Genomic DNA, 22,950 nt, shown 5'->3' with positions numbered 1-22,950 from the left:
TATACCTCCAAATTAATAAAATACATAAACTTTACATCGCTTTAGAATTTGCTATAATGATCTAAACAATTCCTCAAACGTATCGAATTCAACTAAACCTTCATCACTAATCTTATCTTTTTCGCATGCTGTATAAATATATCTAAATGAACTAATTCCACTTAATATCTCATTAAATTCTTTTATTTTCTTTTAAAAAAACTCGCTTGCATTTTTAAATTTTCTATATCCATACTCCATCCCCTCCTTTTGCGTAATAGCATTATGCAAAAGTTACTAAAATCGTTTCTTAAATGTATCTATATCACTTATCTTTTATCTCAAAAGCTGCTTTATATAACATACATTTAATTTTGCAATCCTACTAATAGATTATGATTATTTTTTAATTAGTTAAGTAAAAATATAATAATTTAATAGTATTTTCAAAAGCACTATAATGAGTCCTTTCCATGCCATGAGATGCGTGGACGCCTGGTCCTATCAACGCTCCACGTATATCATTTCCACCTCTTAAAGCAGCCCCTACGTCTGAGCCGTACATTGGATAAATATCTACAGCATATTTAAGCTCATTATCCTTTGCAAGATTAATTAGCTTTGTTACTAAATTATAATCATATGGTCCTCCTGAATCTTTGGCGCATATTGATACATCATATTCACTGCAAGTTAAATCATCGCCAATACATCCCATATCTACTGCTATCATCTCAACTATATCGCTTGGTATATATGATGCTCCATGTCCAACTTCTTCATAAGTTGAAATTAATATTTTTGTAGTATATTTAGGAACTATTTTTTCTCTATTAAATAATTCCAATAAACCCATTAAACAAGAAACACTGCCTTTATCATCAATAAATCTTGACTTTATAAACCCACTCTCAGTAATTGTTGTTTTAGGATCAATAAATATAAAATCTCCTACACAAATACCCAACTTTTGAACATCACTTTTTGAATGAACCTCTTCATCAATTCTTATTTCCATATTTTTTGGATCTCTTGTTTTACTTGAGCTATCCTCAAAAACATGGGCTGCAGGACTTGTGCTTAAGAATGTTCCTGTATATTTCTTTCCTTCCCTTGTTCGTATTGTACAATATTCGCTGTCTAAAGTCGGAACAATTGGTCCTCCAAGTAAGGTAAACTTTATTTTTCCATCTGAAGTTATTGATCTAACCATGGCTCCTAACGTATCTACATGCGCAGATAATCCTAATATTTTTTCATCCGATTTACCCTTTATAGTTATTATTCCACAACCTTTATTGGTAGTTTCAAAACTATATCCTAGTTCTTTAACTATATCTCTTATTTTATCAATTATCTCAAAGCAGAAGCCAGTTGGACTATCAAATTCTAATATCTCCTTTGCAACATCTAAAACGTATTCTTTATTAACACATAATTCCATAAAATCAACCTTCCTTCAAAAATTAAAATCTCTTTGTTAATTCCAAAAATGCCTAATCATAAATTCAGACAAAAATTTCATTATATCAATATCCTTAACTCTTACTCTATATGACTAATAACATTCTCTAATAAGTAAAATTAGATACAATTCACTAAATAGGATTTCCAAAAGTAATCCTATTTAGCGCATTGCATCCAACTTTGCTATACTTTTATCATAATTCTTTTTAATTATTACTCAAAATAAATCTTAATTTTCCAATTAAAACATCCATTTCTTCATCGGTTCCTATTGTTATTCTCAAAAAATTATCTATTCTTTCTTTATCAAAATATCTTACTAGTATTCCTTGACATTTCAAATTCTCATAAATAAACTTCCCAGAAGCACTGTTATGACTAGCAAAAACAAAATTTGATTTTGACTTTAAAACTCTAAAATCTAATTTTTCTAATTCCTTGACCACTTTTTCTCTTGTTTTTACTATTTTCTTAGTTATTTCCTCAAAATATTTATTATCTTGAATAGCTGCTTTAGCCCCAGCTAAAGCCACTCTATCTATAGTATAAGAATTTATACTATTTTTAATTCTGTTTAATCCCTCTATTAAATCTTTATGACCTAGCGCAAATCCAACTCTTAATCCTGCTAATGAACGTGATTTTGATAATGTTTGAATTACTAAAAGATTATCATATTCATGTATATATTTAACCATTGACTGGCCACCAAAATCTATATAAGCTTCATCAATAATTACTACTCTATCTTTATTAGCTTCAATTAAACTTTTTAAGCTTTCTGTATTTATATATTTTCCTGTTGGAGCATTAGGATTTGGTATTATTACTCCACCATTTGTCTTTTTTAGCTCTTCCAATGGTATATCAAAATTATCGTCTAATTTTACTAATTCATAATTTAAATCAAAAAGTTCAGCATAAACCTTATAGAAAGTATAACTTATATCTGGAAATAATATTTTTTTGTTCTTTGAAAAGAAAGTCATAAACGAAAATGCCAAAATCTCATCCGAACCATTTCCTATAAATATTTCATTCTCATCTAACTTATAATAATTAGCTATTTCACTTATTAACTCACTACATGTTGGATCTGGATAAAGTTTCAAGTCACCATTAACTGCGTTCCTCATGGCTTCTAAAACTTTATCTGATGGTGGATACGGATTCTCATTCGTATTTAGTTTTATGTACTTTCTATCCTTAGGCTGCTCCCCAGGCACATAAGGCTCTATATCTCTAACTTTATCATTCCAATATTTACTCATACAACTGCCCCCTAGTATGTTATGTTTTTACTATATTATACCCTAAGTCTAAAATATCTTCTATTACTTTATTGTTATTAATAATTCTTAAAATAAACGAAAGATTTCCAATTTTTTAACATTTTCTTATAATTTATTGGTAAAATGGTTTATAGTAAGGTGGAAATATGAGTATTATAAGCTTTTTTTCTACGTCTCTAAGTTCAATATGAAAGGAGTGGTAAATTTAATGAGTAAGCTATTCAAGGGTATTGTTATTATATTTTGGATATCTATCTTATTTGTTTTTCTTAAATATCAATTATATAGTGATGGAGTTAATAAGATAATATTTTTTTTAAATACATATGGAAAATTCAGTGCAATTTTATTTTTCATAATTGCATCACTAAGAATTTTCACACTAATTCCTTGTACAATTTTTATAATTATTGGCGGAATATTATTTAATCCATATGAAGCATTTATTTTAACTGCAACAGCGAATTTATTAAGTGAAATTCTATTATTTTTCTTTGCAAGACTTACGTTTGGAATGAGTTACCAGAATAAAATAGTAAATAAATATCCCAAAATATACAACATGATTAAAAAAAATAATGTGCAACTTCTAGCTTTAGGGGTATCTTCACCAGTTGTTCCCACCGACATTATTTGTTTTTTTTCTGTATTAGCTGAAATTAGCTTTATTAAATATACTTTAACAATATTTTTTGCAGATACACCAATAATTTTGCTTTATACATTTTTAGGAATTAGTATAAAGTATTCGTTATACGTATTTGCTGTTATGCTTTTTATTATCATACTAGTTAATTATTTTAATTTCAAAAAATGGAGTAATCAAACTAATTAAACAAAGATAGCTATTGATTATGTTATTATATTTACATAATCAATAGCTATTATTAATATTTATCAAATTCTATCGTTTATATATGGATCTTACTTAAGCACATCTATAGGCGAATTTCCTATACCTTTATAATCTCTTACATATAGACCTTAAACACAACTTAATTTTCATGACAAATCCATTTCTTTATATGTTTGTCGCATCACCTAATATCAAACCTTTATGTTTATAAAATATTAAGCGAAATTTACAACATGACTTTTAATATTTAAATATCTCATTCTTTTTTCAATCAAATACAAAAAATATCTTAAATATCTTATAAATTTATGATATTACAATCTTTTTTTAAATAAAATGAATATATTATACTAAAATAATTTTTAGGAGTTCCATATGATTCTTATATCACCTCTTTTACTAGCTATTTCAACAAATATAGTAACATTATCAGTTTTTTTATCTTATGGAATTAAGAAAATACATTTATCTAAATCAAATAGTATTTTACTTGCAATAGTAACTTCTGCTAGTACATTTGTTTCTATGTATATTGGTAAATTAATTCTGCCCTTAATAGATCCTAAGGTCAGTAATATATTTGGTGCTATTCTTTTAAGTTATATTGGTATTTCTTTTATAGTTGAGAATATTCGCTTAGAAAAAAAACGTCTTGGTTACGATACTTCCTTTTATTATGAAAGTTCTTTTAAATATAAAAACCTCTTGGAGGATTCTTATATTCTAAATTTAGATAACTCTCATAATATAAATCTAAGAAAATGTTTAGCTCTTTCCATCTCACTATCTGTAAATAATATTTGTACAAATTTTGCTGCAAGTATAACAGGTGTTAATCTTAGTATAAGTGTATTTTTAAATTTTATTATTTCTATCTTATTTGTATATATAGGCTACTTTAATCGAAATATCAATTTTTCAAAATATTTGATTAGATATTCAAATTTTATTTCTGGAATTGTATTAATCGCTTTCGGAATTTATGAAATATTTATTTAATAGTAATATAATAATGCCATGGAGTAATAATGCAGAATATCTCCATGGCATTAAAAATTTTTTTTAGAACATTAGCTTATTCTAAAATCCATTCTATTCATATCTAAGTGCTTCTATAGGATCTAGTTCCGCTGCTTTCTTTGCCGGATAATATCCAAAGAATACCCCAATAAACATTGAAAATGAAAAACTTATTAAAATAACCAATGGCGATACCGTAGTTGCATATCCCATGGCTTTTGAACCAATTGCTCCTGCACCTAAACCAAGTAATATTCCTAAAATACCACCAATCGAGCATATTATAATTGATTCAACTATAAATTGCATCTTTATATGACTGCTTTTAGCTCCAAGTGCTTTTCTAGTTCCTATTTCTCTTGTTCTTTCTGTAACAGATACTAGCATTATATTCATAACTCCAATTCCACCAACCACTAGCGAAATTCCTGCAATAGCAGATATAGCCACTGCAACTGTAGTCATCATTGATGTCATTGATTCAAGCATACTTTCCATATTGCTTGCTTGAGCTTCAAACTTTGCATTTTTTGCATAAAGCTTAGATAAGTAGTCTGATAATTCATTAGTAAATGATTGAACATTCACTTCATCTTTTGCCTTTACTTGAAATGTCTGGTAATTTTTATTAGTTGCTGTCTTCTTTGTTACAGTAACAGGAATATATAGGTCAGTAGTTAAATTTTCATCAGATGTTGTTCTATTTCCTCCCGAAGCCTTATATTTATATACTCCAACTATTGTGTATGTGTAAATTGCATTTGATGTATAAACTTTTATATCTTGATTTATGGGATCTACATTTGTTCCAAATATCTTGGATACTAATTTATCTGAAACTACTGCAACATCTTTTGCTCCATCAATATCATTTTGTGAAAGATATCTACCTTCGGCCATTTCCAAATTTTTAACATCTTTATATCCAACATTTGTCCCTACTGTGCTTACATTAGAATACGTTGAATCATTTTTAACTTTACCTGAGCTACCACTTTCAGATACACTTATAGAACTTATTTCGTCACTAAAGTTTTCCTGTAAATCATTTATCTGTTCCATTGTCATAAGGTCAATATCTTTTGCAGTGCTACTTGATTTTCCTTGTCTTCCTGAACCTCCTGGAGGCATTCCTCCTCCGCTTGCTGCTTTCATGGCACCTGCACCTGGCACTCCACCCCCACCTTGTGGTGCGCCACCGCCTGACTTTGCGCCTCCACTATTATTTGGTGAATTACCATTTGAGTTTTTCGAATTTGAACTATTAGAATTTTTCGAACCTGAATTTTTTAAATTCGAATTATCGGAATTCAACGAATTTAATGTACTTGTAGTACTTTTTTCTTGCACGTTAACTGTAATATTAGTTGCACCCATTGAGGACATTGAACTTGTTAAAGAAGAGGTCATTGCATTTCCTACTGAAACAACACCAATTACTGACGCTATCCCTATTATTATTCCAAGCATTGTAAGTAACGCTCTCATTTTATTGGATTTGAGCCCTGCAACTGCAAGCATTATATTTTCTTTTATAAACATACTTTGTCCTCTTCTGGAAATCTTCTGTAGTACATATCATTCTTTTTTTCAGATATTATATTTCCATCCTTCAAAGTTATAATTCTTTCTGTTTCCTCTGCAAGTTCGCTGTTATGGGTTATAAATACAATAGTTTTGCCTTCCTGTTCATGAACTTTATGAAACAAATCCATAACCAATCTTCCAGTCGTTGAATCGAGTGCACCTGTGGGCTCATCTGCAAGTATTATACTTGGGTCATTAGCTAATGCTCTAGCAATAGCCACTCTCTGCTTTTGTCCTCCTGACAGTTCATTGGGTTGATGAGACATTCTATCTTTCATTCCAACAAGATCTAAAAGTTCTTCTGCACGTATTCTTCTATCTTTTTTACTCATTCCATAGTAAAGCATTGGCAATTCAACATTTTTCAAAGCTGAACTTCTTGGAATTAGATTATATGTCTGAAATACAAAACCTATTTGTTTATTTCTTACTTCAGATAAACCATTATCAGATATTTCATTGATATTTGTACCATCTAAAATATAGTTCCCAGAAGTTGCTCTATCAAGTGCTCCTATAATATTCATTAATGTACTTTTTCCAGAACCAGATGAACCAACTATTGCTACAAATTCTCCTTCTTTTACACTAATATCAATTCCTTTTAAAATATTTAATTGATTTGGAGTCCCAATATAGAAGCTTTTTGTAATGTCTTTCATTTCTATTATATTTTTACTCAAAGACACTCACCCCCTACTTTGTTTTTCGAGAACTTATTTGTACTGTATCACCAACTTTATAATTTGTTGGTTCGTTAAGTATGATTATTCCGTCTGAAAGATCAGAACCATCAATTTCAACATTTGCATTTGATTCTATACCTTTAGTTACAGGAATTTCCTTGACAATATATTTTCCACCCTGTTCAACTGCTGCATAAACCTCGTTTTGTCCATTATTATTAATTACTGCTCCATATGGCACTGAATAGATATCATTTTTTTCATCTGTAATAATATTTACTACTGAATTCATACCAACTTTCACCTTATCATTTTTACCTGTTAACTGTACCTTAACTGTGAAAGATACATCACTGCTTGTAGTGTTACCGGTAGAGCTAGTACTAGTGCTAGTTTTACCATTGCTAGTGCTAGTTGTACTTGTACTTGCACTTGCAGTACTAGAAACTGGTTCAACACTTACAACTTGTGCATCAATAATATCAGAACCTGATGCATCCGTTGTTATTTGAGCTTTTTGTCCCACCTTTACTTTTGCGACATCTGTTTCATCAACACTTGCATTAACAATTAAATTTCCTAGATCTTGAATTACAAATAATGCTCCAGATGCTTGTATACCTACTACAGCATTTACATTAGTTACAGTTCCATCTACAGTAGCTACAACCTGAGCATCTTGCAATTTCTTCTTCTTGTCTTCATATGCAAGCCTACTACTCTTATCATTAGCAGCTGCTTGAGCAGATTCATAAGCTGTTTTTGCTTCAGATAATGCTTGATCAGAATTAACTTTTGCTGCTTCTAATGCAACTGTTGATTTATCATAAACTCCTTTGGAATTTTCATAATTGGTTTTTGCTGTATTTAAATCTTGCTGAGAGATTTCGCCATTTTGAAACATGACCTTATCATATTCATAAACTTTACTCTTATCTTCCATATCGAGTTTTGCACTATCAACAGATTTTTCTGCATTTATTATATCAGTTTGTAAGTTATTATCATGTAAATACTGTAAATTGTCATATTTTTGTTTTGCACTTGTTAATGATAACTGATTTTTTTGCTCATTTGCATTTAGAGTTTGTTCTGCCTCAGCAAGTTGTTCTTGAAGGGTTGATGTATCTATTGTTGCAAGTACATCCCCTTTTTTTACTACATCTCCAACTGAAACATTAATTGATGCAACATTATATTCTAAATTTGAATATATATTGGTTGAATCTCCACTCTTTATAGCGCCTGATGAACTAATTGTTGTAGCAATATTGGTTTTCTTAAGAGTTGTATACTTAACACTGCTTTGTGTTGTTTTTGTCTTAGCAAATTTCACCTTATAAATACCGCCTCCTATTGCTACAACAAGTAATACAGCTACTAAACTTATAACTTTCTTTTTAGTAAAAAATTTTTTCTTGCCTGCTTCAGTTGTTTCTATAATTTCTTTATTAGCCAAAGTTTTTTTATTAAATAAAAGCTTCAATTTTAGTAACCCTCTTTCATTTCAATGTACTTTAAATAAGATAGATAGCATTGATTTCTTTTATTTATAAAATCCGCGTTATCATTATCTAAAGTCAATTTCGCAGCATCTACATCATTTTTTGAAACAAATCCATAATCATATTTTGTTTGCTCAATTTCATATTCTTTTTGTTTCTGGTTTATTACATCATAACTGCTTTTTATTGAATTGTAAGAAGTCATTAAATCATTATATTGTTTTTTAAAGCTTGTCTCAGTACTATTCATTAGCGACTTTAATTTGTTATTTGCTTCCTCAACTTTATTATCATAAATGTCTTTATTATCATAATCATCTTCAGCATCATCTAAATCATCAATCTCATCATTTTGAAGTTTTATATCAATATTATTTTCAAGCATTTTGCTCAAATCATCTTCATAATTAATTTTAGATATAACATCAAAATTTTTATCTATATCATTTTCAAATGTAACTTTACTCCCAGAACTTATTCCAAGTAAGTTGAATAGCTTAAGTTTATCAAGATCTGCTGTATTCTTTGACGAGTCCAAGTCGTCAACTGAAGTATTTCCTTGTAATAATTCAGTATATTTATTTTTAGATATAAAGCCACTATCATATTGAAGTTTATATATTTGTTCTTTCTTAGTATTAATATTCACTGTATCTTCTTTTATTTTTTCATTTGGTAAATCAGACAAATAAGTTATGTATGCCTGTTGAGCTGCGTAAACTTGATCTTCAATTTCCTTGTTATAATCATCCCTAGCTGTTTTAAAAGCATCTCGCTTTGTCGTTAAAGTTGTATCAGCATTATCATAAGCATTTTTCGCATCATAAGCTGCTTTGGCATTATCATAAGCTACTTTAAGAGTTTCTTTTTGAGTGTCATCTGTACAATTTTCATAGGCATTTTTTGCCGATTCATAGTTCGACTCGATATTCTCCTTATCACTATAAGCATCATATGCACTCTTTGCACTATCATAATCATCTAATGCATCATGATATTCCTCTTGCGCTATTTTTAAATTATTCTGCTTAATCTTAATATCTAAATTATTTTCAGTTATGATATCTCTTATGTTTTCTAACGATACTTTAATCGTCCCGCTATCAGACACTTCGTTAATTGTACTATTATCAGTAGTATCAGCATATGCACTTGGTATGTTAATCATTGATATACTACTAGAAGCCACTAAAGTTCCAATTAAAAAACTTATAAATATTCTTCTCAATCTTGTTTCCTCCTCAATTTGTCATTTAGTAATACTATTTCTACTCTAAATTCATTTTCTAATTATAATAAAGTATTGTAACATCTCTATTACACATATATAAACAGAATATAAACAAATGTTAAATTCATGTTAAATTTAATATTATAAATTAAAGCTAGAAGTGCAAGTAACTTTTGCATTTCCTTACAAAAGTTACTTGCACCTCTAGCCAACATTCATAATTGTTTTATTTTCCCATGATTTTTAAAATTTATAGTATAAATTCAAACCATTATTAAAATAAACATATTTTTATTCAATATCAATAATCATTAACTTATAAGTTAAATCTATATCCAGCTCCCCACACGGTTTCAATATACTCAGGATTGCTGCTATCTAACTCAATTTTCTCCCTTATTCTATTAATATGTACAGTTACAGTAGAGCTATCTCCTAAGGATTCTTCTCCCCATATCCTATCTAGCAATGTATCTTTTGAAAATACGATATTAGGGTTTGAAGCTAAAAACATTAAAAGTTCAAATTCTTTATTCGCAAATTTAACTTCATTTTCTCCTATATAAACTCTTCTTGCTTTAAGTAAAATTTTAATACGCCCAATAATTATTGAACTTTTTTCATTATCGCTATTTTTTTCAATAGTTGTGAGACGTTCATACCTAGAAATATGTGCATTTACTCTTGCTACAAGCTCGCTTGGACTAAATGGCTTTACAATATAGTCATCAGCACCTATGCCAAGCCCTTGTATTTTATAGATATCTTCCTTTTTAGCAGTCACCATCAAAATGGGGATTTCTTTAACAGCTCGTATCTCCTGACAAACTTTAAAACCGTCCTTTCCCGGCAGCATAACATCTAAAAGGATCAAATCAAATTCTTCATTTAGCGCAAGATCTAGTCCTTTATATCCATCTTGAGCAATTTCTGTTTTAAATCCAGTTATCTCCAGATAATCTCTTTCTAGTTCAGCTATACTTTCATCATCTTCTATTATCAATATCTTTTTCATTGACTATCCTCCCTACCTTATAATATATCTCCGTTTTACAATTATCTTTTAGGTAATGTTATTCTTATTGTAAGTCCATCATTATTAAAAGCTTTAATCTCTCCATCATGCGCTTCTATTATATGTTTTGCTATTGCTAATCCAAGTCCACTTCCTTCATTAGGCTTTGTGCGTGAAACGTCACCTCTATAAAAACTTAGAAATAACTTGGAAAGATCTTCATCGGTAACTCCTGAACCATTATCACTAATTTCTAATATTACAAATTCTTCATCTTCATACAATTTAATTTTTATTTTAACTTCATTCTTCTGCTTATATTTAACACTATTATCCAATATATTCAGAAGAACTCTATTTATTTCATTATAATCGAGTTTCACTAATGTTGAATTCTCACATTTACTTTCAAATGAAATTTCAACGTTTTTTCCATAAAACTCTTTCTTAGCACACCTGTAAAATCTCTCTATATATTCCTTAATGCTTACTACATCAAATTTAAATGGAAATCTGCCTGTATCTAATTTAGAAAAAAGGAACAGACTATCAACTAATACATCCATATCACACGCCTTAGTATAAATTGTGTCTAGATACTTTTTTTGTTTTTCAGGAGTATTTGCTACCCCATCACGTAACCCTTCCACATAACCTTTAATTGCAGTTAATGGTGTTCTTAAATCATGGGATATTCCTACCACTAGTTGCTTTCTATCTTCTTCATATTTTAGCTGCATATCGACCGAATGTTTTAATCTTAATCTCATTTCATCAAAATCACCACAAACTTGTCCAAATTCATCATCACTTTCATAATTCATTTCAAAGTCCAGATTTCCGTTTTTTATCTGTTCAGCTCCATAGCTTAAAAGTTCTAAAGGACGAATTAATTTCTTATAAATCTTACTTGATAGTATAACATTAGTTATCGTAACAACAATTAGTGAAATTATAATAACTATTATTATATAACTTATTACCAAAGTTGACATTTCATTTTTTATGTCAATCCTTACAGGTTTATATGATGGATTTATTGCAATAATATTTACTACTTTATTATCCTTAACAAAGCTATTTTTAACTAAGGATATGGAGTTCATCTCTAAAACTAATGAATTAGATTTAAAAAGTACATCATCCCCTATCATTGAAATAGCTTCTTTATCCTTATCTTCAATATTTGATGATACAATTTCCCCATCATATGTTATTATTAGGTGATATCCCTTAGGATCAAGAAATTTCTGTAATTGCTCTGGAAATTTATCTAAATCATTTTTATTTTCTATATTTTTCATATCTGGTTTTAAACTTTGTTGAATGAAATAAGCATACTGATCATGCTCCCTATAACCTTCAAATCTATTTTCATAGGCCTTTGAAAATGGAATATTCATTATAACCGCAATAATAAATATGATAATTACAGGTATAATTAACATGAATATATTTGAAATGGTTAGACGTTTCTTTATTTTCATAATAGTTCCTCAACCAAATTCTTAATAACATATAAACTTGATAAATTTATTTTATCTAGATTCGTCAAAAGTGAATAATCCTTTATCCATAAATTACCTTGAACTATTTTGCATTCTTTTATTTCTTCCGTTGGATCTTCATCATAAACTTCTTCCAATTCCTTTGTCTTAGTAAGTACAACTATTCTTCTGCATGCCTCTTCATGCTCATCGTAAATGTTAAAAAAGCTGTTATATGAATCGTAGCTTCTAACTGATGTCACTACCTTTAAAAATAAATTATACCTTTCTGCTGCTTCAATTGCTTTTATCAATTCTTTTTTCATACTATCTCTCCATGTGAATTAAAATATTTCTTCAAAACTATAGTGTTTTATATAATAAAAAGGCTAAATATTCCTATATTATAGAATTTACTTATAATTTTAACTATAACTCTACTATATTTAATTTAATTATCTCATAGGCATATATCCTTTTCAATAAAGTTTACTTATATACTTATCAATCTTAACCCAAAATTGATGTTAACTAAAATATGTTTTACCTAAACAACTCATTTTTAAGAATTTTCATTTCATTTTCTTCCAAGTACCTCCATTTTCCTATTTCCAGATCATTAAGCTTTATATTCATTATTCTAATTCTTTCAAGTTTAATAACCTTATAACCTAAAGCTCCGCTCATCTTACGGATTTGTTTGTTCATTCCCTGAGTTAGTATAATTTTAAATGTATTATCATCTACCCTTTCTACTTGACATGGTCTTGTTTTAACAAATTTATTTTGTTCGCGTTCTATGTTTTTCAATTCTTTTAACTGTACTATGGACGAGTCACCTGGATCTTCTTCCCCTAGTAGAACTTCTTTATCTTCTATTTTCTTATATAAACCTAATTTATCACTTATCCTTCTAACACCAGAACTTTTATTCCCTGTAATCTCAACTCCATCAGACATACTCTTTAAAAATTCATCATCAAAGTTTTTATTTACTTGAACTAAATATTCTTTTTCATGCATATTATCACTTTCTAAAATCCTATTAGCAACTTCACCATCATTAGTCATTAAAATAAGCCCTTGCGAGTCTTTATCTAATCTGCCAACTGGAAATATATAGTGTGGATATTTCATATAGGAAATTATATTATCACTAACTTTATTCTCTGCAGTACAAGTAATTCCAACTGGTTTATTCAAGACAATATATACTTTTTCCACCGTAGAAATTGGTTTACCGTCAAATATTACTTCATCTGAATCATTTACCCATTGTCCTTCAATACAATATCTTCCATTTATAATAATTCTCTTTTCTTCAATTAATCTATTTGTTTCCTTTCGAGAACAAATTCCATAGTTACTAAATAATTTATTTATCCTCATTGTTTACTCTATCCTTTCAAGCTAGTAAAATTCAATTGTATATTAATATTAATCAAATATTATACTTTTAACAATAGCAAAAGCTTCTCTTGTATATGTTATAGGAATTAAATACCATACAGTGCGACTAGAATAATTGCTATAATTTACATATCCATTTCTCTTTGCTAAGATACTGCTTCTAAGAGCATGAAAATCGCTTGTTACTATTTTAATATTAAGTTTATCTAGAGATTTCCCACTATTTTCTTCTATTTTTGCTTTTGAAAATTTAAGATTCTCATCTGTATTCCTTGAATTATCTTCAATTATTACTTTTTCCTCATCAACTCCTCTATTTAATAAATATTTTTTCATTGCATGTGATTCTGGCAGCTTCTCGTCCGATCCTTGTCCTCCTGATAAAACAATGAATCTATAATCACCTTCTTGTATGTATTCTAAAGCTGCATCCAATCTTCCTTGAAGGATTAAACTTGGGTTAGAGTTAGTATCAAGTCCTGCTCCCAAAACAATAATATAATCTGCATTCCCCTTATTATATTTAGGATAATTAATTATAAAAATTTCTAGTCCTAAAAAAAATATACCTCCTATGCAAATTAGTACTTTTAAAACTTTAAAATACCTATATATAAACTTATTATTTTCTATTCTCCTCTTAATAAAATGATATATTATTAAAGTAACTCCTAAAATAAAAATAGGAATACTAAATGAGATTTTAGAGCTGCTTATAATATTTATTACTGCAATATATACTATAATAATCATGCCAAGGATAATATCAAATTTTTTTTTCATAACATACACTCCTTAATTAAAATAAAAAATATTCTGTTATAATATTTATGCACGAAAAAAGAGAATAATCTGCTTTTTCATAGTCTTCCAAATTATTCTCTGTATCTTTTTATTATTTTTATTCTATAATTTTAGTATGTTTATCTACTATTATTTAATAATTCTCCTATTTCATCATTAGTAAATTCATATTTAGTATTGCAAAAGTTGCATACTATTTCCTCATTCTTTTTGTCATCATATATCTCTTGAAGAGTTTCCTTTCCAATAGATATTAAGGCTTTTTCAACTCTTTCTCTAGAACAATCACATTTATATTCTGGAGTTAAAGAATCTAATACTTTTAAATCCATTCCATCAAAAATATACTCCAAAATTTCTTCTATTGTTTTTCCTTCACTTATTAATGTAGTTATTGGTGGAATTTCTTCTAATCTATATGTTATAACATCTGCAAGAAGTTCATCTGCACCAGGCATCATTTGCACTATAAATCCACCTGCCGCCTTTATAGATAAATCTCTATCAACCAATACACCAAGTGATACCGCTGATGGTGTTTGCTCAGATGCTGTGAAATAATATGCAAAATCTTCTGCTATTTCTCCAGTTTGTATAGGCACTTGTCCAACATATGGATCTCTAAGCCCTAAATCCTTTATTACATATAAAATACCATCTGTTCCAATAGCTCCTCCAACATCTAATTTTCCTTTTTCATTAAGAGGCCTATCAACATATGGATTTCCAATAAACCCTTTAACAGATGCATCGCTATGTGCAGTTACTGTTATTCCATTTATTTCCCCATTACCATTTATTTTTAAAGTTACAACTTCTTTTTCACTTTTTAGTGTAGTTCCTATAAGTGTACCTGCAGTTAACATTCTTCCTAAAGCTGCTGAAGCTACAGGCGTACATTCATGTATTTTACAGCCCTCATTTACTAAATTAGTAGTAATCCCTGCTATTATTCTAACCATTCCATCCTTAGCTGTTGCTCTAACTATTTTATCTTGCATTTTTATCTCATCTCCTATTTCACGTCTTATTTACTTACTATGTAAAGTATTCTTTCACTATTTTCATTTACTTCCTCATCAGAATATCCTGAAAATTTATTTATTATTCTAAAGTTACATTTTTTTAATATATCTTCTATATAGCTTTCTTTATAAGCTCTCTCAAAATGCTCTTCTTCAAATTTTTTATATAGTTCATTTTCGGTTTTTACGAAGAATGTTAAAAACATATTTAATACATCATCTTCAAATGAATTTTCCCATGTATAAAAAATTTCTTCAGAACTGTAAGTGTATATATTATTTCCGAGAACGGTAGAAAGTTTATAATACGAATTTATATCAAAAATAAATATACCATTTTCTTTTAAATGTTCATATACACTTGAGAAATAATCAAGCAAATCTTCATCCTCAGTTATATAATTAGTTGAGTCAAGAACAGAAGTTATAAGATCAAATCTTTTATTTAAACTTAACTCACACATATCTTGACAAATTACTTTTGCTTTAATTTTATTCTTTTTAAATTTATCAAAAGCTACATTTAACATATCATCTGACAAATCTACTGCATAAACAGTTTTAAAGTATTTTGCTACATTAATCGAAACATTTCCAGTTCCACATGCTAAATCCAAATAATCTTCAAACTTTAAATTATTTTCTCTACATATATTTATAATCTTATCTGCAACTTTATCATAATTAATATCTTCATATATTAATTCATCATATATATTGGCAAACTCTTTATAAGCCATCTGCTTTATCACGCCCTTAACGTAAATTTACTAATTCATCTAGTATATTATATCGTAATTATTTACTTAGTCAAATTAGTAAAAATATAGAAGCTTGTCATTTACTTTGGCACTTTTTTTCTTTTAGCCATTATTCCGCCTATTCTTCCGGTCTCTCCAGAAGATAGTCCGCCCCATCCTTCTTTATTAACTTTATCGATTAAACCAAGTTCTTCTGCAATTTCATATTTAACTTTTTCTCTCATTTTTTCAGCTTCAGTAAGCTCTTTATTTGCTTTAAGTTTTGCTTTTATTGTCTTTTTCACAGATTTATTACCCATTCTTTATCCCTACCAATCTTAATAATTAGTTTTTTATTGATATTTCTTTATTTATGAAAAGAATAAAAGAAATAAAAAAATTCTAAGTTACTTGAATTACACTATAAAAATAAATTGTAAAGTTTATCTTTTCATCCAATATTATTTCCTTCTATCACTTTACTATTCTATAAAAATATATTTTTACAAAAATTACATTTAATTTATAATATTTTATAAGATTTATATGAAATAATAGCTGCTAATAATTATTTCAACTTCTTGCATATATATGCATAAATATACACATTATTTCATTACTCCCCTAATTAATGGAATAAATAATTCTTTATGAATAGTTTTTTTCAACTTATTTTGCTCATTGACTTGATATTTATTCAATATTTAACTATAGTAATTGTATGTATAAAAATATTAATAAATAAATTTAGGAGGGATTATTGTGTATAATATTGCAATAGTTGGGGCTACTGGAAATGTAGGTAGAAAATTTTTAGAAATCTTAGAAGAAAGAAACTTTCCAGTAAATAATTTATATCTTTTTGCATCAAAGCGATCTGAAGGAAGTACTCTGTCATTTAGAGGAAAGGATTATGTAGTTGAAGAAACTTGTGAAAAGAATATAAAAGATAAAAAAATAGATTATGCACTATTTTCAGCTGGCGGAGATGCTAGTACAGAATTTGCACCTATTTTTGCGCAATATGGGGCAGTAGTAATTGACAATAGCAGTGCATGGAGAATGGACCCTGAGGTGCCACTTGTAGTACCAGAAGTTAATCCAGAAGATATCAAACTTCATAAAGGAATAATTGCAAATCCAAATTGTTCAACAATCCAAGCAATGCCTATAATGAAAGCTTTACATGACAAATATGGAATTAAGAGAATAGTTTATTCAACATACCAAGCAGTATCTGGAGCTGGTGTCCAAGGTATAAGAGATTTAGAAGATGGTGTTAAGGGTGTTGCACCTAAGAAGTTCCCTTATCCTATTGCTGGTAATGTTTTACCTCATATAGATGTATTTTTAGAAGATGGTTACACTAAAGAAGAAGAAAAGATGATTAAAGAAACTAGAAAAATTCTTCATGAACCAGATTTAAGAGTAACTGCTACTACAGCTAGAGTTCCAGTACTTAATGGGCATAGTGAAAGCATCAATGTTGAACTTAATTCTGAATTTGATATAAAAGATATTTTCGAATTATTTGGAAACACTCAAGGTGTAACTGTATATGATAAAGTAGACGAATTAAAATATCCAACTGCTCTTGAAGTTTCAGGAAAAGACGACGTTTATGTTGGAAGAATCAGAAGAGATTTTAGTGTGGATAATGGTTTAAACCTATGGGTTGTTGGTGATAACATAAGAAAAGGTGCAGCACTTAATGCTATTCAAATTGCTGAAATAATGATAAAAGATAATAAATAGTTCTTAGTAATTAAGTTGGAGGAATCTGAATGTCAATATTTCAAGGCTCAGCTGTAGCTATAGTTACGCCATTTAATGAAAATGGAATAAACTTCGAATCACTTAAAAATTTATTAGAATGGCACGTTAAAGAAGGTACTGATGCCATTGTAATTTGTGGTACTACAGGTGAAGCTACTACGATGACAGAAAAAGAGAAAAAAGATGCAATTAAATTTACAGTTGATGTAATAAACAAAAGAATTCCTGTAATTGCAGGAACCGGTTCAAACAATACTGCTGCTGCTATTTCAATGAGTAAATATGCTGAAAGCGTTGGAGTAGATGGACTTCTTGTTATTACACCATATTACAATAAAACTACTCAAAATGGTTTGATAAAACATTTTAAAGCTATAAATGATGAGGTTAATACTCCTATTGTACTTTATAACGTACCGAGTAGGACAGGTGTTAATATTGCACCTAAAACTTTAGCTAAGCTTGCTGAATTAAGCAATGTTGTTGCGATAAAAGAAGCTAGCGGAAATATCAGCCAAATACTTCAAATGAAGGCGCTTTGCAGAGATTCTATAGATATTTATTCTGGTAATGATGATCAAATTGTATCTATAATGTCTATTGGAGGTATAGGCGTAATTTCAGTTTTAGCTAATATAATTCCAAGTAAAGTTCATGAAATAGCTGAAAAATGTTTAGCTAATAAATTTAAGGAAGCTTTAGATATCCAATTAGACACTTTATCTTTAGCAAATACTTTATTTTTAGAAACGAATCCAATCCCAGTTAAAACAGCCATGAATCTTATGGGCCTCGATGTTGGTCCTTTAAGACTTCCTCTTTGTGAAATGGATAATAACAATGAGGAAATACTAAAAGCTGCTTTGCTAGATTATAAATTGATATAAGGTGATAATATGATAAAAATAGTATTAAATGGTTGCTCAGGTAAGATGGGTAAGATGATTACAGAGTGCGCTGATAAATTTAAGAACTTAGAGATTGTTGCTGGAATTGATAAATTTCCAAGTAATGCTCCATATCCTATCTTTGAAAGCACTGAGAAATTAAACATCCAATATGATGTTTTATTAGATTTTTCAAGAGCTGATGCTCTTCATAGTCTATTAGAAATAACAGAAAAAACTAACAAACCATTAGTAATATGTTCAACTGGCTTTACACCAGAAGATTTAGCTTTAATAGATGAAAAGAGTACTACTCTTAAGCTATTTAGATCAGGCAACATGTCTTTTGGTATTAATTTAATTAATTCTCTTTTAAAGAAAGTAACTCCTCTACTCTATGGAAACTATGATATTGAAATAGTTGAAAAGCATCATAATCAAAAGGTGGATGCTCCAAGTGGAACTGCAATTATGCTTGCTGATTCCATAAAAGACTCTATAGAAGATACAACAAAGTACATCTATGGAAGAGAAGGAAATTCCAAAAGAGAAGAAAATGAAATTGGAATCCACGCAATTAGAGGTGGCGGAATTATTGGTGACCACGATGTTATTTTTGCTGGAACTGGTGAGGTAATAGAATTAACTCATAAAGCAATTTCAAGGGAAGTTTTCGCAGTTGGCGCTCTAAAAGCATGTGAATATATGGCTTCTGTGACTAATCCAGGATTATATGACATGAGTGACGTTATAGGAATTCAATAAATTAGTTGCTAACCAAAATAAATAACTGTATTCTTGTTTCTAGGAATTTAGATGGATTATTCTAAGAATAATAACCATCTAAATTCCATTGGAACATATTATAAATGCTTATATTACTTATTTTTAGTGATATAAGCATTTATAATATTACCATCTACTTGTATCATTAAATATTCTATTAAAGCGAATCAACCTAATTTAAATAATTCTGTTCATTGTTCTTGCGTCTCCACCCTAATATTCCCACTTATTTTTCTTCATATCAACATGATTACTATCTTTAAAGGATACACCTTCTTCTAATAGCAGAAATCGTTGTTCATCCCACCCTGGAGCCAATCTTCCAGCATGATTTACCACACGATGACATGGATATTGCCCATAAAATTCTGCCTGACTAAGAATCTTCCCAACAAGCCGTGCATTTTTGTCTCTGCCAATAAGAATAGCAATTTGTCCATATGTAGCTACCTTCCCTTCAGGAATTTCTTCTACCACTGAAAGTACTTCATAAATTAATTGTTCATTCATTATCTTTTTCATACATTCACCTTTTATAATAATCCTTGCTTGAAGACATTTCGATATTTTGACCATATTTTAATATTTAATCTTCTGTTTTGATGATATAATACTAACAAAAAAATAAATATTGTGTCAACGTAACACAGTGAAAAGTAGTTATAATGAATTACATGCTAAATTTACTTAAGCCTATTTCGGATAGTTATTGAGTTTTTCTTTGTTTAGCAAGTGCCCATGCTCGGCACACCATGAAGAAAAAGGCACCTGTAAAAACAGATGCTTTCATATCTATATCTTTATAAGTCTTTTTAATACCTTAACTATTCTTTAATATAAGAGCAACAGTAATCTGCCACTTCTTTTACTATTAGATTGAATTTAGAGTTTGCAGGTACTATAAAAGTATCTCCTTCTTTGTATGTATCAAATTTATCTGAACCTGGTAATTTTACATCCATTGCCCCTCCTAGGATCTCCATTACCTCTTTATCTCCAGTTCCAAATTCGTAATCCCCAGGTAACATTATCCCCAAAGTTTTTCTTTCACCATCTTCAAATATTATAGTTCTGCTAGTTACCTTTCCATCAAAATACACATTAGCTTTTTTAACTGCTGTTACATTTTTAAATTCACCCATTGTGCCGCCCCCTATATATTTTTATTTATATAAAGACTTTATAAAAATGAAAAGTTAATAAAATTTACCCCTTCATTATTTTTAAAATTCTTTAATTAGAAATTTGGAAAATTTAGTTTTAAAAATCTTTCAAATCTATCAAATGCCTCTTTTAAAATTTCATCACTATAGCAATATGAAATTCTCATATATCCTTCCCCTAAATCACCAAAGGCTGTACCTGGTACGCAAGCAAGCTTTCCTTCATTTAATAACTTTTCACAGAACTCTTCAGAAGACATATTGAACTTTTTAATTGAAGGAAATATATAAAATGCTCCCTTAGGTTCTGCAACTTCCAAATTAAGATCCCTTAATCTATTCAAACAGTAGTCTTTTCTTCTTTCAAAGGTCTTTCTCATATTTTCTACATCATTTAAAGATTTTTTTAGCCCTTCAAGAACTCCATATTGTGCAATAGAAGGTGCACACGAAACACCATATTGATGTACTTTCATTATTTCTTTCATGTACTGTTCACAGCATGCAACATAACCTATTCTAAGCCCTGTCATAGAAAATATTTTAGAAAAACCACTTACATATATGACTTTATCTTTTATTTCCTTTGCCTGTGCTACTGAATAATAATCATCAAAAATTATAGACGAATACATTTCATCTGTTATTACTATAATATTTTTATTTTTTATTAATTCAACAAGTTCGTTTCTTTGCTCCTTAGATAAAATTGCACCTGTAGGATTTGATGGAAATGACAACATTAATACTTTAATGTTTTCATTCTCTAATTTTTCTCTAATTTTATCTAAATTTAATGTAAAATCTTCATTTAAAGGATATGTTACTACATCTGCCCCTATCATTATAGAAATATTTTCATAAGCTGGATAAGCAGGTCCAGGTATTAATACTTTATCTCCTGAATTCATAACAGCAAATAATACTGAATATAATCCTTCACTTCCACCAACTGTTATGCATATTTCATCTTTATTATATTCAATATCAAATGTTCTTAAGTAATTACAAATTTCTTCTCTAAGTTCGTCAACACCTGCATTTGATGTATAAACTGTTTTATTATCTCTTATAGCCTGAATCATAGCCTCAGATATATCTATTGGCACAGGAAAATCTGGCTGTCCGATGGTTAGTGATATTGCTCCTTCAACTTTCTTAACTTTCTCGGCAAATCTTCTTATTCCCGAGATTTGTATTTTCTCTACTTGTTTATTCATAATTTATGCGCCCCCGTTTTGCAATATAAACTTATTTTACCTCATTAATAAAATTGATTCAAACTATTTGTGTTTTTTTACTTATTCCCCTTTTAATTGCGTTCAATCTTTATTATAATAAGGATGATTGCGAAAATAATGGAAAGGGTGATATAATGTCATATAATTTAACGGATCCTTATGAAATTGCTAGATTTATTAAGGAATCAAAAAAATCTACTCCAGTAAAAGTCTATGTTAATGGAGATTTAAGCAATGCTGAAATGAATGATGTAGAGTGGTACGGTTCTAACGGATTTTATATACTAATGGGAGAATCTGATTCTATAACTAAAATAGTTTTAGATAATAAACATCTTATAAAACACTTTAGAATAGAAAATGATAGAAGAAATTCTGCTATTCCAATGCTAGATTTACTTGAAGTTGACGCTAGAATTGAGCCAGGTGCTATCATCAGAGATAAGGTTACTATTGGTAAAAATGCAGTAATAATGATGGGTGCAGTAATAAACATTGGTGCTGAAATCGGAGATGGAACTATGGTTGACATGAATGCTGTAGTTGGTGCTCGTGGGCAATTAGGTAAGAATGTTCATCTAGGTGCTGGTGCTGTTGTTGCTGGAGTATTAGAACCACCAAGCAAAGAACCATGTATGATTGGCGATAATGCCTTAATTGGTGCTAATTCTGTAATCCTTGAAGGCGTTAAGATAGGTGCAGGTAGCGTTGTAGCTGCTGGTTCTGTTGTTACAGAAGATGTTCCAGACAACGTTGTTGTAGCTGGTTCTCCTGCTAAGATAATCAAGGCAGTAGATGACAAGACAAAAGATAAAACTCAAATATTAGATGACTTAAGAAAGTAATTATTTTTTATTAGAAATTCAAAATTACATAATATATTATTGAGAAAGTACCTATCAGATGTATAAAGTTAATATACTGGTTATTTCTCATAATTAAATAAAAGGTTTCAATAAATCTATATTAATTGAAACCTTTTTATTTACCAAA

General features: G+C 29.1%; 23 protein-coding genes. 6 read left to right on the top strand and 17 right to left on the bottom strand.

The features are described from left to right. Nucleotides 1-385: 385 nt before the first annotated feature. Nucleotides 386-1,423 carry a M42 family metallopeptidase gene (locus L3B96_RS15395; protein ID WP_011969136.1) on the bottom strand — a complete coding sequence of 346 codons (1,038 nt, stop codon included), beginning with the start codon at nt 1,421-1,423 and terminating at the stop codon, nt 386-388. A gap of 229 nt (nt 1,424-1,652) precedes the next feature. After that, nucleotides 1,653-2,717, bottom strand: a complete 1,065-nt coding sequence (gene hisC / locus L3B96_RS15390) for a histidinol-phosphate transaminase (RefSeq protein WP_238948004.1) — start codon at nt 2,715-2,717, stop codon at nt 1,653-1,655. Between the two features lie 229 nt (nt 2,718-2,946). Here hisC and L3B96_RS15385 point away from each other — a divergent pair, with 229 nt between their 5' ends. Continuing rightward, nucleotides 2,947-3,573 (top strand): VTT domain-containing protein, encoded by a 627-nt coding sequence (locus L3B96_RS15385; RefSeq protein ID WP_011969134.1) that lies wholly within the window; start codon nt 2,947-2,949, stop codon nt 3,571-3,573. A gap of 396 nt (nt 3,574-3,969) precedes the next feature. Continuing rightward, nucleotides 3,970-4,593, top strand: coding sequence for a manganese efflux pump (locus tag L3B96_RS15380; protein ID WP_238948003.1), 624 nt, complete (start codon nt 3,970-3,972; stop codon nt 4,591-4,593). 93 nt (nt 4,594-4,686) lie between these two features. Here L3B96_RS15380 and L3B96_RS15375 read toward each other — a convergent pair whose 3' ends face one another. From L3B96_RS15375 to L3B96_RS15320, 12 genes are all read right to left on the bottom strand, one after another. Further along, nucleotides 4,687-6,156: an ABC transporter permease gene (locus L3B96_RS15375; RefSeq protein ID WP_238948002.1), complete on the bottom strand. Its 1,470-nt coding sequence runs from the start codon at nt 6,154-6,156 to the stop codon at nt 4,687-4,689. Then, nucleotides 6,147-6,884, bottom strand: coding sequence for an ABC transporter ATP-binding protein (locus tag L3B96_RS15370; protein ID WP_077854176.1), 738 nt, complete (start codon nt 6,882-6,884; stop codon nt 6,147-6,149). Before L3B96_RS15370 ends, L3B96_RS15375 begins: the two co-directional genes overlap by 10 nt. A gap of 13 nt (nt 6,885-6,897) precedes the next feature. Next, nucleotides 6,898-8,373, bottom strand: coding sequence for an efflux RND transporter periplasmic adaptor subunit (locus tag L3B96_RS15365; protein WP_238948001.1), 1,476 nt, complete (start codon nt 8,371-8,373; stop codon nt 6,898-6,900). A 2-nt stretch (nt 8,374-8,375) separates the two neighbouring features. Then, nucleotides 8,376-9,620: a TolC family protein gene (locus L3B96_RS15360; protein ID WP_171788470.1), complete on the bottom strand. Its 1,245-nt coding sequence runs from the start codon at nt 9,618-9,620 to the stop codon at nt 8,376-8,378. A gap of 319 nt (nt 9,621-9,939) precedes the next feature. After that, on the bottom strand, nt 9,940-10,638 hold the full coding sequence (locus L3B96_RS15355) for a response regulator transcription factor (RefSeq protein ID WP_065416538.1): 699 nt from the start codon (nt 10,636-10,638) through the stop codon (nt 9,940-9,942). Nucleotides 10,639-10,679: 41 nt separating this feature from the next. Continuing rightward, nucleotides 10,680-12,125 carry a HAMP domain-containing sensor histidine kinase gene (locus tag L3B96_RS15350; protein WP_236894611.1) on the bottom strand — a complete coding sequence of 482 codons (1,446 nt, stop codon included), beginning with the start codon at nt 12,123-12,125 and terminating at the stop codon, nt 10,680-10,682. Next, entirely contained in the window at nt 12,122-12,451 is a 330-nt protein-coding gene (locus L3B96_RS15345) for a hypothetical protein (RefSeq protein ID WP_238948000.1), read from the bottom strand. The genes L3B96_RS15350 and L3B96_RS15345 overlap by 4 nt, the downstream gene beginning before the upstream one ends. Before the next feature lie 217 nt (nt 12,452-12,668). Further along, nucleotides 12,669-13,514, bottom strand: coding sequence for an RNA pseudouridine synthase (locus L3B96_RS15340; protein ID WP_238947999.1), 846 nt, complete (start codon nt 13,512-13,514; stop codon nt 12,669-12,671). A 48-nt stretch (nt 13,515-13,562) separates the two neighbouring features. Continuing rightward, the gene (locus L3B96_RS15335; RefSeq protein ID WP_238947998.1) at nt 13,563-14,318 is read right to left on the bottom strand and encodes a YdcF family protein; all 756 of its coding nucleotides are present in this window, start codon (nt 14,316-14,318) and stop codon (nt 13,563-13,565) included. Between the two features lie 140 nt (nt 14,319-14,458). Continuing rightward, entirely contained in the window at nt 14,459-15,340 is an 882-nt protein-coding gene (gene hslO, locus L3B96_RS15330; protein WP_041895814.1) for an Hsp33 family molecular chaperone HslO, read from the bottom strand. 26 nt (nt 15,341-15,366) lie between these two features. After that, nucleotides 15,367-16,104, bottom strand: a complete 738-nt coding sequence (locus tag L3B96_RS15325) for a class I SAM-dependent methyltransferase (RefSeq protein WP_011969122.1) — start codon at nt 16,102-16,104, stop codon at nt 15,367-15,369. A gap of 101 nt (nt 16,105-16,205) precedes the next feature. Continuing rightward, on the bottom strand, nt 16,206-16,424 hold the full coding sequence (locus L3B96_RS15320) for a small, acid-soluble spore protein, alpha/beta type (protein WP_011969121.1): 219 nt from the start codon (nt 16,422-16,424) through the stop codon (nt 16,206-16,208). 442 nt (nt 16,425-16,866) lie between these two features. Here L3B96_RS15320 and L3B96_RS15315 point away from each other — a divergent pair, with 442 nt between their 5' ends. From L3B96_RS15315 to dapB, 3 genes are read left to right on the top strand one after another with little or no spacing between them, the layout of a single operon-like run. Continuing rightward, complete coding sequence (locus L3B96_RS15315) at nt 16,867-17,859, top strand: aspartate-semialdehyde dehydrogenase (protein WP_011969120.1); 993 nt, start codon at nt 16,867-16,869, stop codon at nt 17,857-17,859. 29 nt (nt 17,860-17,888) lie between these two features. Beyond that, nucleotides 17,889-18,767 carry a 4-hydroxy-tetrahydrodipicolinate synthase gene (gene dapA, locus L3B96_RS15310; protein WP_011969119.1) on the top strand — a complete coding sequence of 293 codons (879 nt, stop codon included), beginning with the start codon at nt 17,889-17,891 and terminating at the stop codon, nt 18,765-18,767. Nucleotides 18,768-18,776: 9 nt separating this feature from the next. Then, complete coding sequence (gene dapB, locus L3B96_RS15305; RefSeq protein WP_238947997.1) at nt 18,777-19,532, top strand: 4-hydroxy-tetrahydrodipicolinate reductase; 756 nt, start codon at nt 18,777-18,779, stop codon at nt 19,530-19,532. 234 nt (nt 19,533-19,766) lie between these two features. Here dapB and L3B96_RS15300 read toward each other — a convergent pair whose 3' ends face one another. The 3 genes from L3B96_RS15300 to L3B96_RS15290 all read right to left on the bottom strand — a co-directional run bounded on the left by L3B96_RS15300 (nt 19,767) and on the right by L3B96_RS15290 (nt 21,936). After that, on the bottom strand, nt 19,767-20,075 hold the full coding sequence (locus L3B96_RS15300) for an MGMT family protein (protein ID WP_077854189.1): 309 nt from the start codon (nt 20,073-20,075) through the stop codon (nt 19,767-19,769). A gap of 302 nt (nt 20,076-20,377) precedes the next feature. Further along, nucleotides 20,378-20,695, bottom strand: coding sequence for a pyrimidine/purine nucleoside phosphorylase (locus tag L3B96_RS15295; protein WP_238947996.1), 318 nt, complete (start codon nt 20,693-20,695; stop codon nt 20,378-20,380). Nucleotides 20,696-20,790: 95 nt separating this feature from the next. Further along, nucleotides 20,791-21,936: an aminotransferase class I/II-fold pyridoxal phosphate-dependent enzyme gene (locus tag L3B96_RS15290; RefSeq protein ID WP_238947995.1), complete on the bottom strand. Its 1,146-nt coding sequence runs from the start codon at nt 21,934-21,936 to the stop codon at nt 20,791-20,793. A gap of 155 nt (nt 21,937-22,091) precedes the next feature. Here L3B96_RS15290 and dapD point away from each other — a divergent pair, with 155 nt between their 5' ends. After that, nucleotides 22,092-22,802, top strand: coding sequence for a 2,3,4,5-tetrahydropyridine-2,6-dicarboxylate N-acetyltransferase (gene dapD, locus L3B96_RS15285; RefSeq protein ID WP_011969114.1), 711 nt, complete (start codon nt 22,092-22,094; stop codon nt 22,800-22,802). The last annotated feature ends 148 nt before the right edge of the window (nt 22,803-22,950 follow it).

The organism is Clostridium sp. YIM B02569 (assembly GCF_022320765.1).
GTDB lineage: Bacteria > Bacillota > Clostridia > Clostridiales > Clostridiaceae > Clostridium > Clostridium beijerinckii.
Note: the sequence above shows the minus strand (reverse complement) of the source record. Positions and strands in the feature narration are given on the sequence as shown.

Bases quoted from the DNA above. Each gene is read 5' to 3' on its own strand.
- L3B96_RS15395 (WP_011969136.1), bottom strand. From the start codon at position 1,423: ATGGAATTATGTGTTAATAAAGAATACGTTTTAGATGTTGCAAAGGAG.
- hisC (WP_238948004.1), bottom strand. From the start codon at position 2,717: ATGAGTAAATATTGGAATGATAAAGTTAGAGATATAGAGCCTTATGTG.
- L3B96_RS15385 (WP_011969134.1), top strand. From the start codon at position 2,947: ATGAGTAAGCTATTCAAGGGTATTGTTATTATATTTTGGATATCTATC.
- L3B96_RS15380 (WP_238948003.1), top strand. From the start codon at position 3,970: ATGATTCTTATATCACCTCTTTTACTAGCTATTTCAACAAATATAGTA.
- L3B96_RS15375 (WP_238948002.1), bottom strand. From the start codon at position 6,156: ATGTTTATAAAAGAAAATATAATGCTTGCAGTTGCAGGGCTCAAATCC.
- L3B96_RS15355 (WP_065416538.1), bottom strand. From the start codon at position 10,638: ATGAAAAAGATATTGATAATAGAAGATGATGAAAGTATAGCTGAACTA.
- L3B96_RS15350 (WP_236894611.1), bottom strand. From the start codon at position 12,125: ATGAAAATAAAGAAACGTCTAACCATTTCAAATATATTCATGTTAATT.
- L3B96_RS15345 (WP_238948000.1), bottom strand. From the start codon at position 12,451: ATGAAAAAAGAATTGATAAAAGCAATTGAAGCAGCAGAAAGGTATAAT.
- L3B96_RS15340 (WP_238947999.1), bottom strand. From the start codon at position 13,514: ATGAGGATAAATAAATTATTTAGTAACTATGGAATTTGTTCTCGAAAG.
- L3B96_RS15335 (WP_238947998.1), bottom strand. From the start codon at position 14,318: ATGAAAAAAAAATTTGATATTATCCTTGGCATGATTATTATAGTATAT.
- hslO (WP_041895814.1), bottom strand. From the start codon at position 15,340: ATGCAAGATAAAATAGTTAGAGCAACAGCTAAGGATGGAATGGTTAGA.
- L3B96_RS15325 (WP_011969122.1), bottom strand. From the start codon at position 16,104: ATGGCTTATAAAGAGTTTGCCAATATATATGATGAATTAATATATGAA.
- L3B96_RS15320 (WP_011969121.1), bottom strand. From the start codon at position 16,424: ATGGGTAATAAATCTGTGAAAAAGACAATAAAAGCAAAACTTAAAGCA.
- dapA (WP_011969119.1), top strand. From the start codon at position 17,889: ATGTCAATATTTCAAGGCTCAGCTGTAGCTATAGTTACGCCATTTAAT.
- dapB (WP_238947997.1), top strand. From the start codon at position 18,777: ATGATAAAAATAGTATTAAATGGTTGCTCAGGTAAGATGGGTAAGATG.
- L3B96_RS15300 (WP_077854189.1), bottom strand. From the start codon at position 20,075: ATGAAAAAGATAATGAATGAACAATTAATTTATGAAGTACTTTCAGTG.
- L3B96_RS15295 (WP_238947996.1), bottom strand. From the start codon at position 20,695: ATGGGTGAATTTAAAAATGTAACAGCAGTTAAAAAAGCTAATGTGTAT.
- L3B96_RS15290 (WP_238947995.1), bottom strand. From the start codon at position 21,936: ATGAATAAACAAGTAGAGAAAATACAAATCTCGGGAATAAGAAGATTT.
- dapD (WP_011969114.1), top strand. From the start codon at position 22,092: ATGTCATATAATTTAACGGATCCTTATGAAATTGCTAGATTTATTAAG.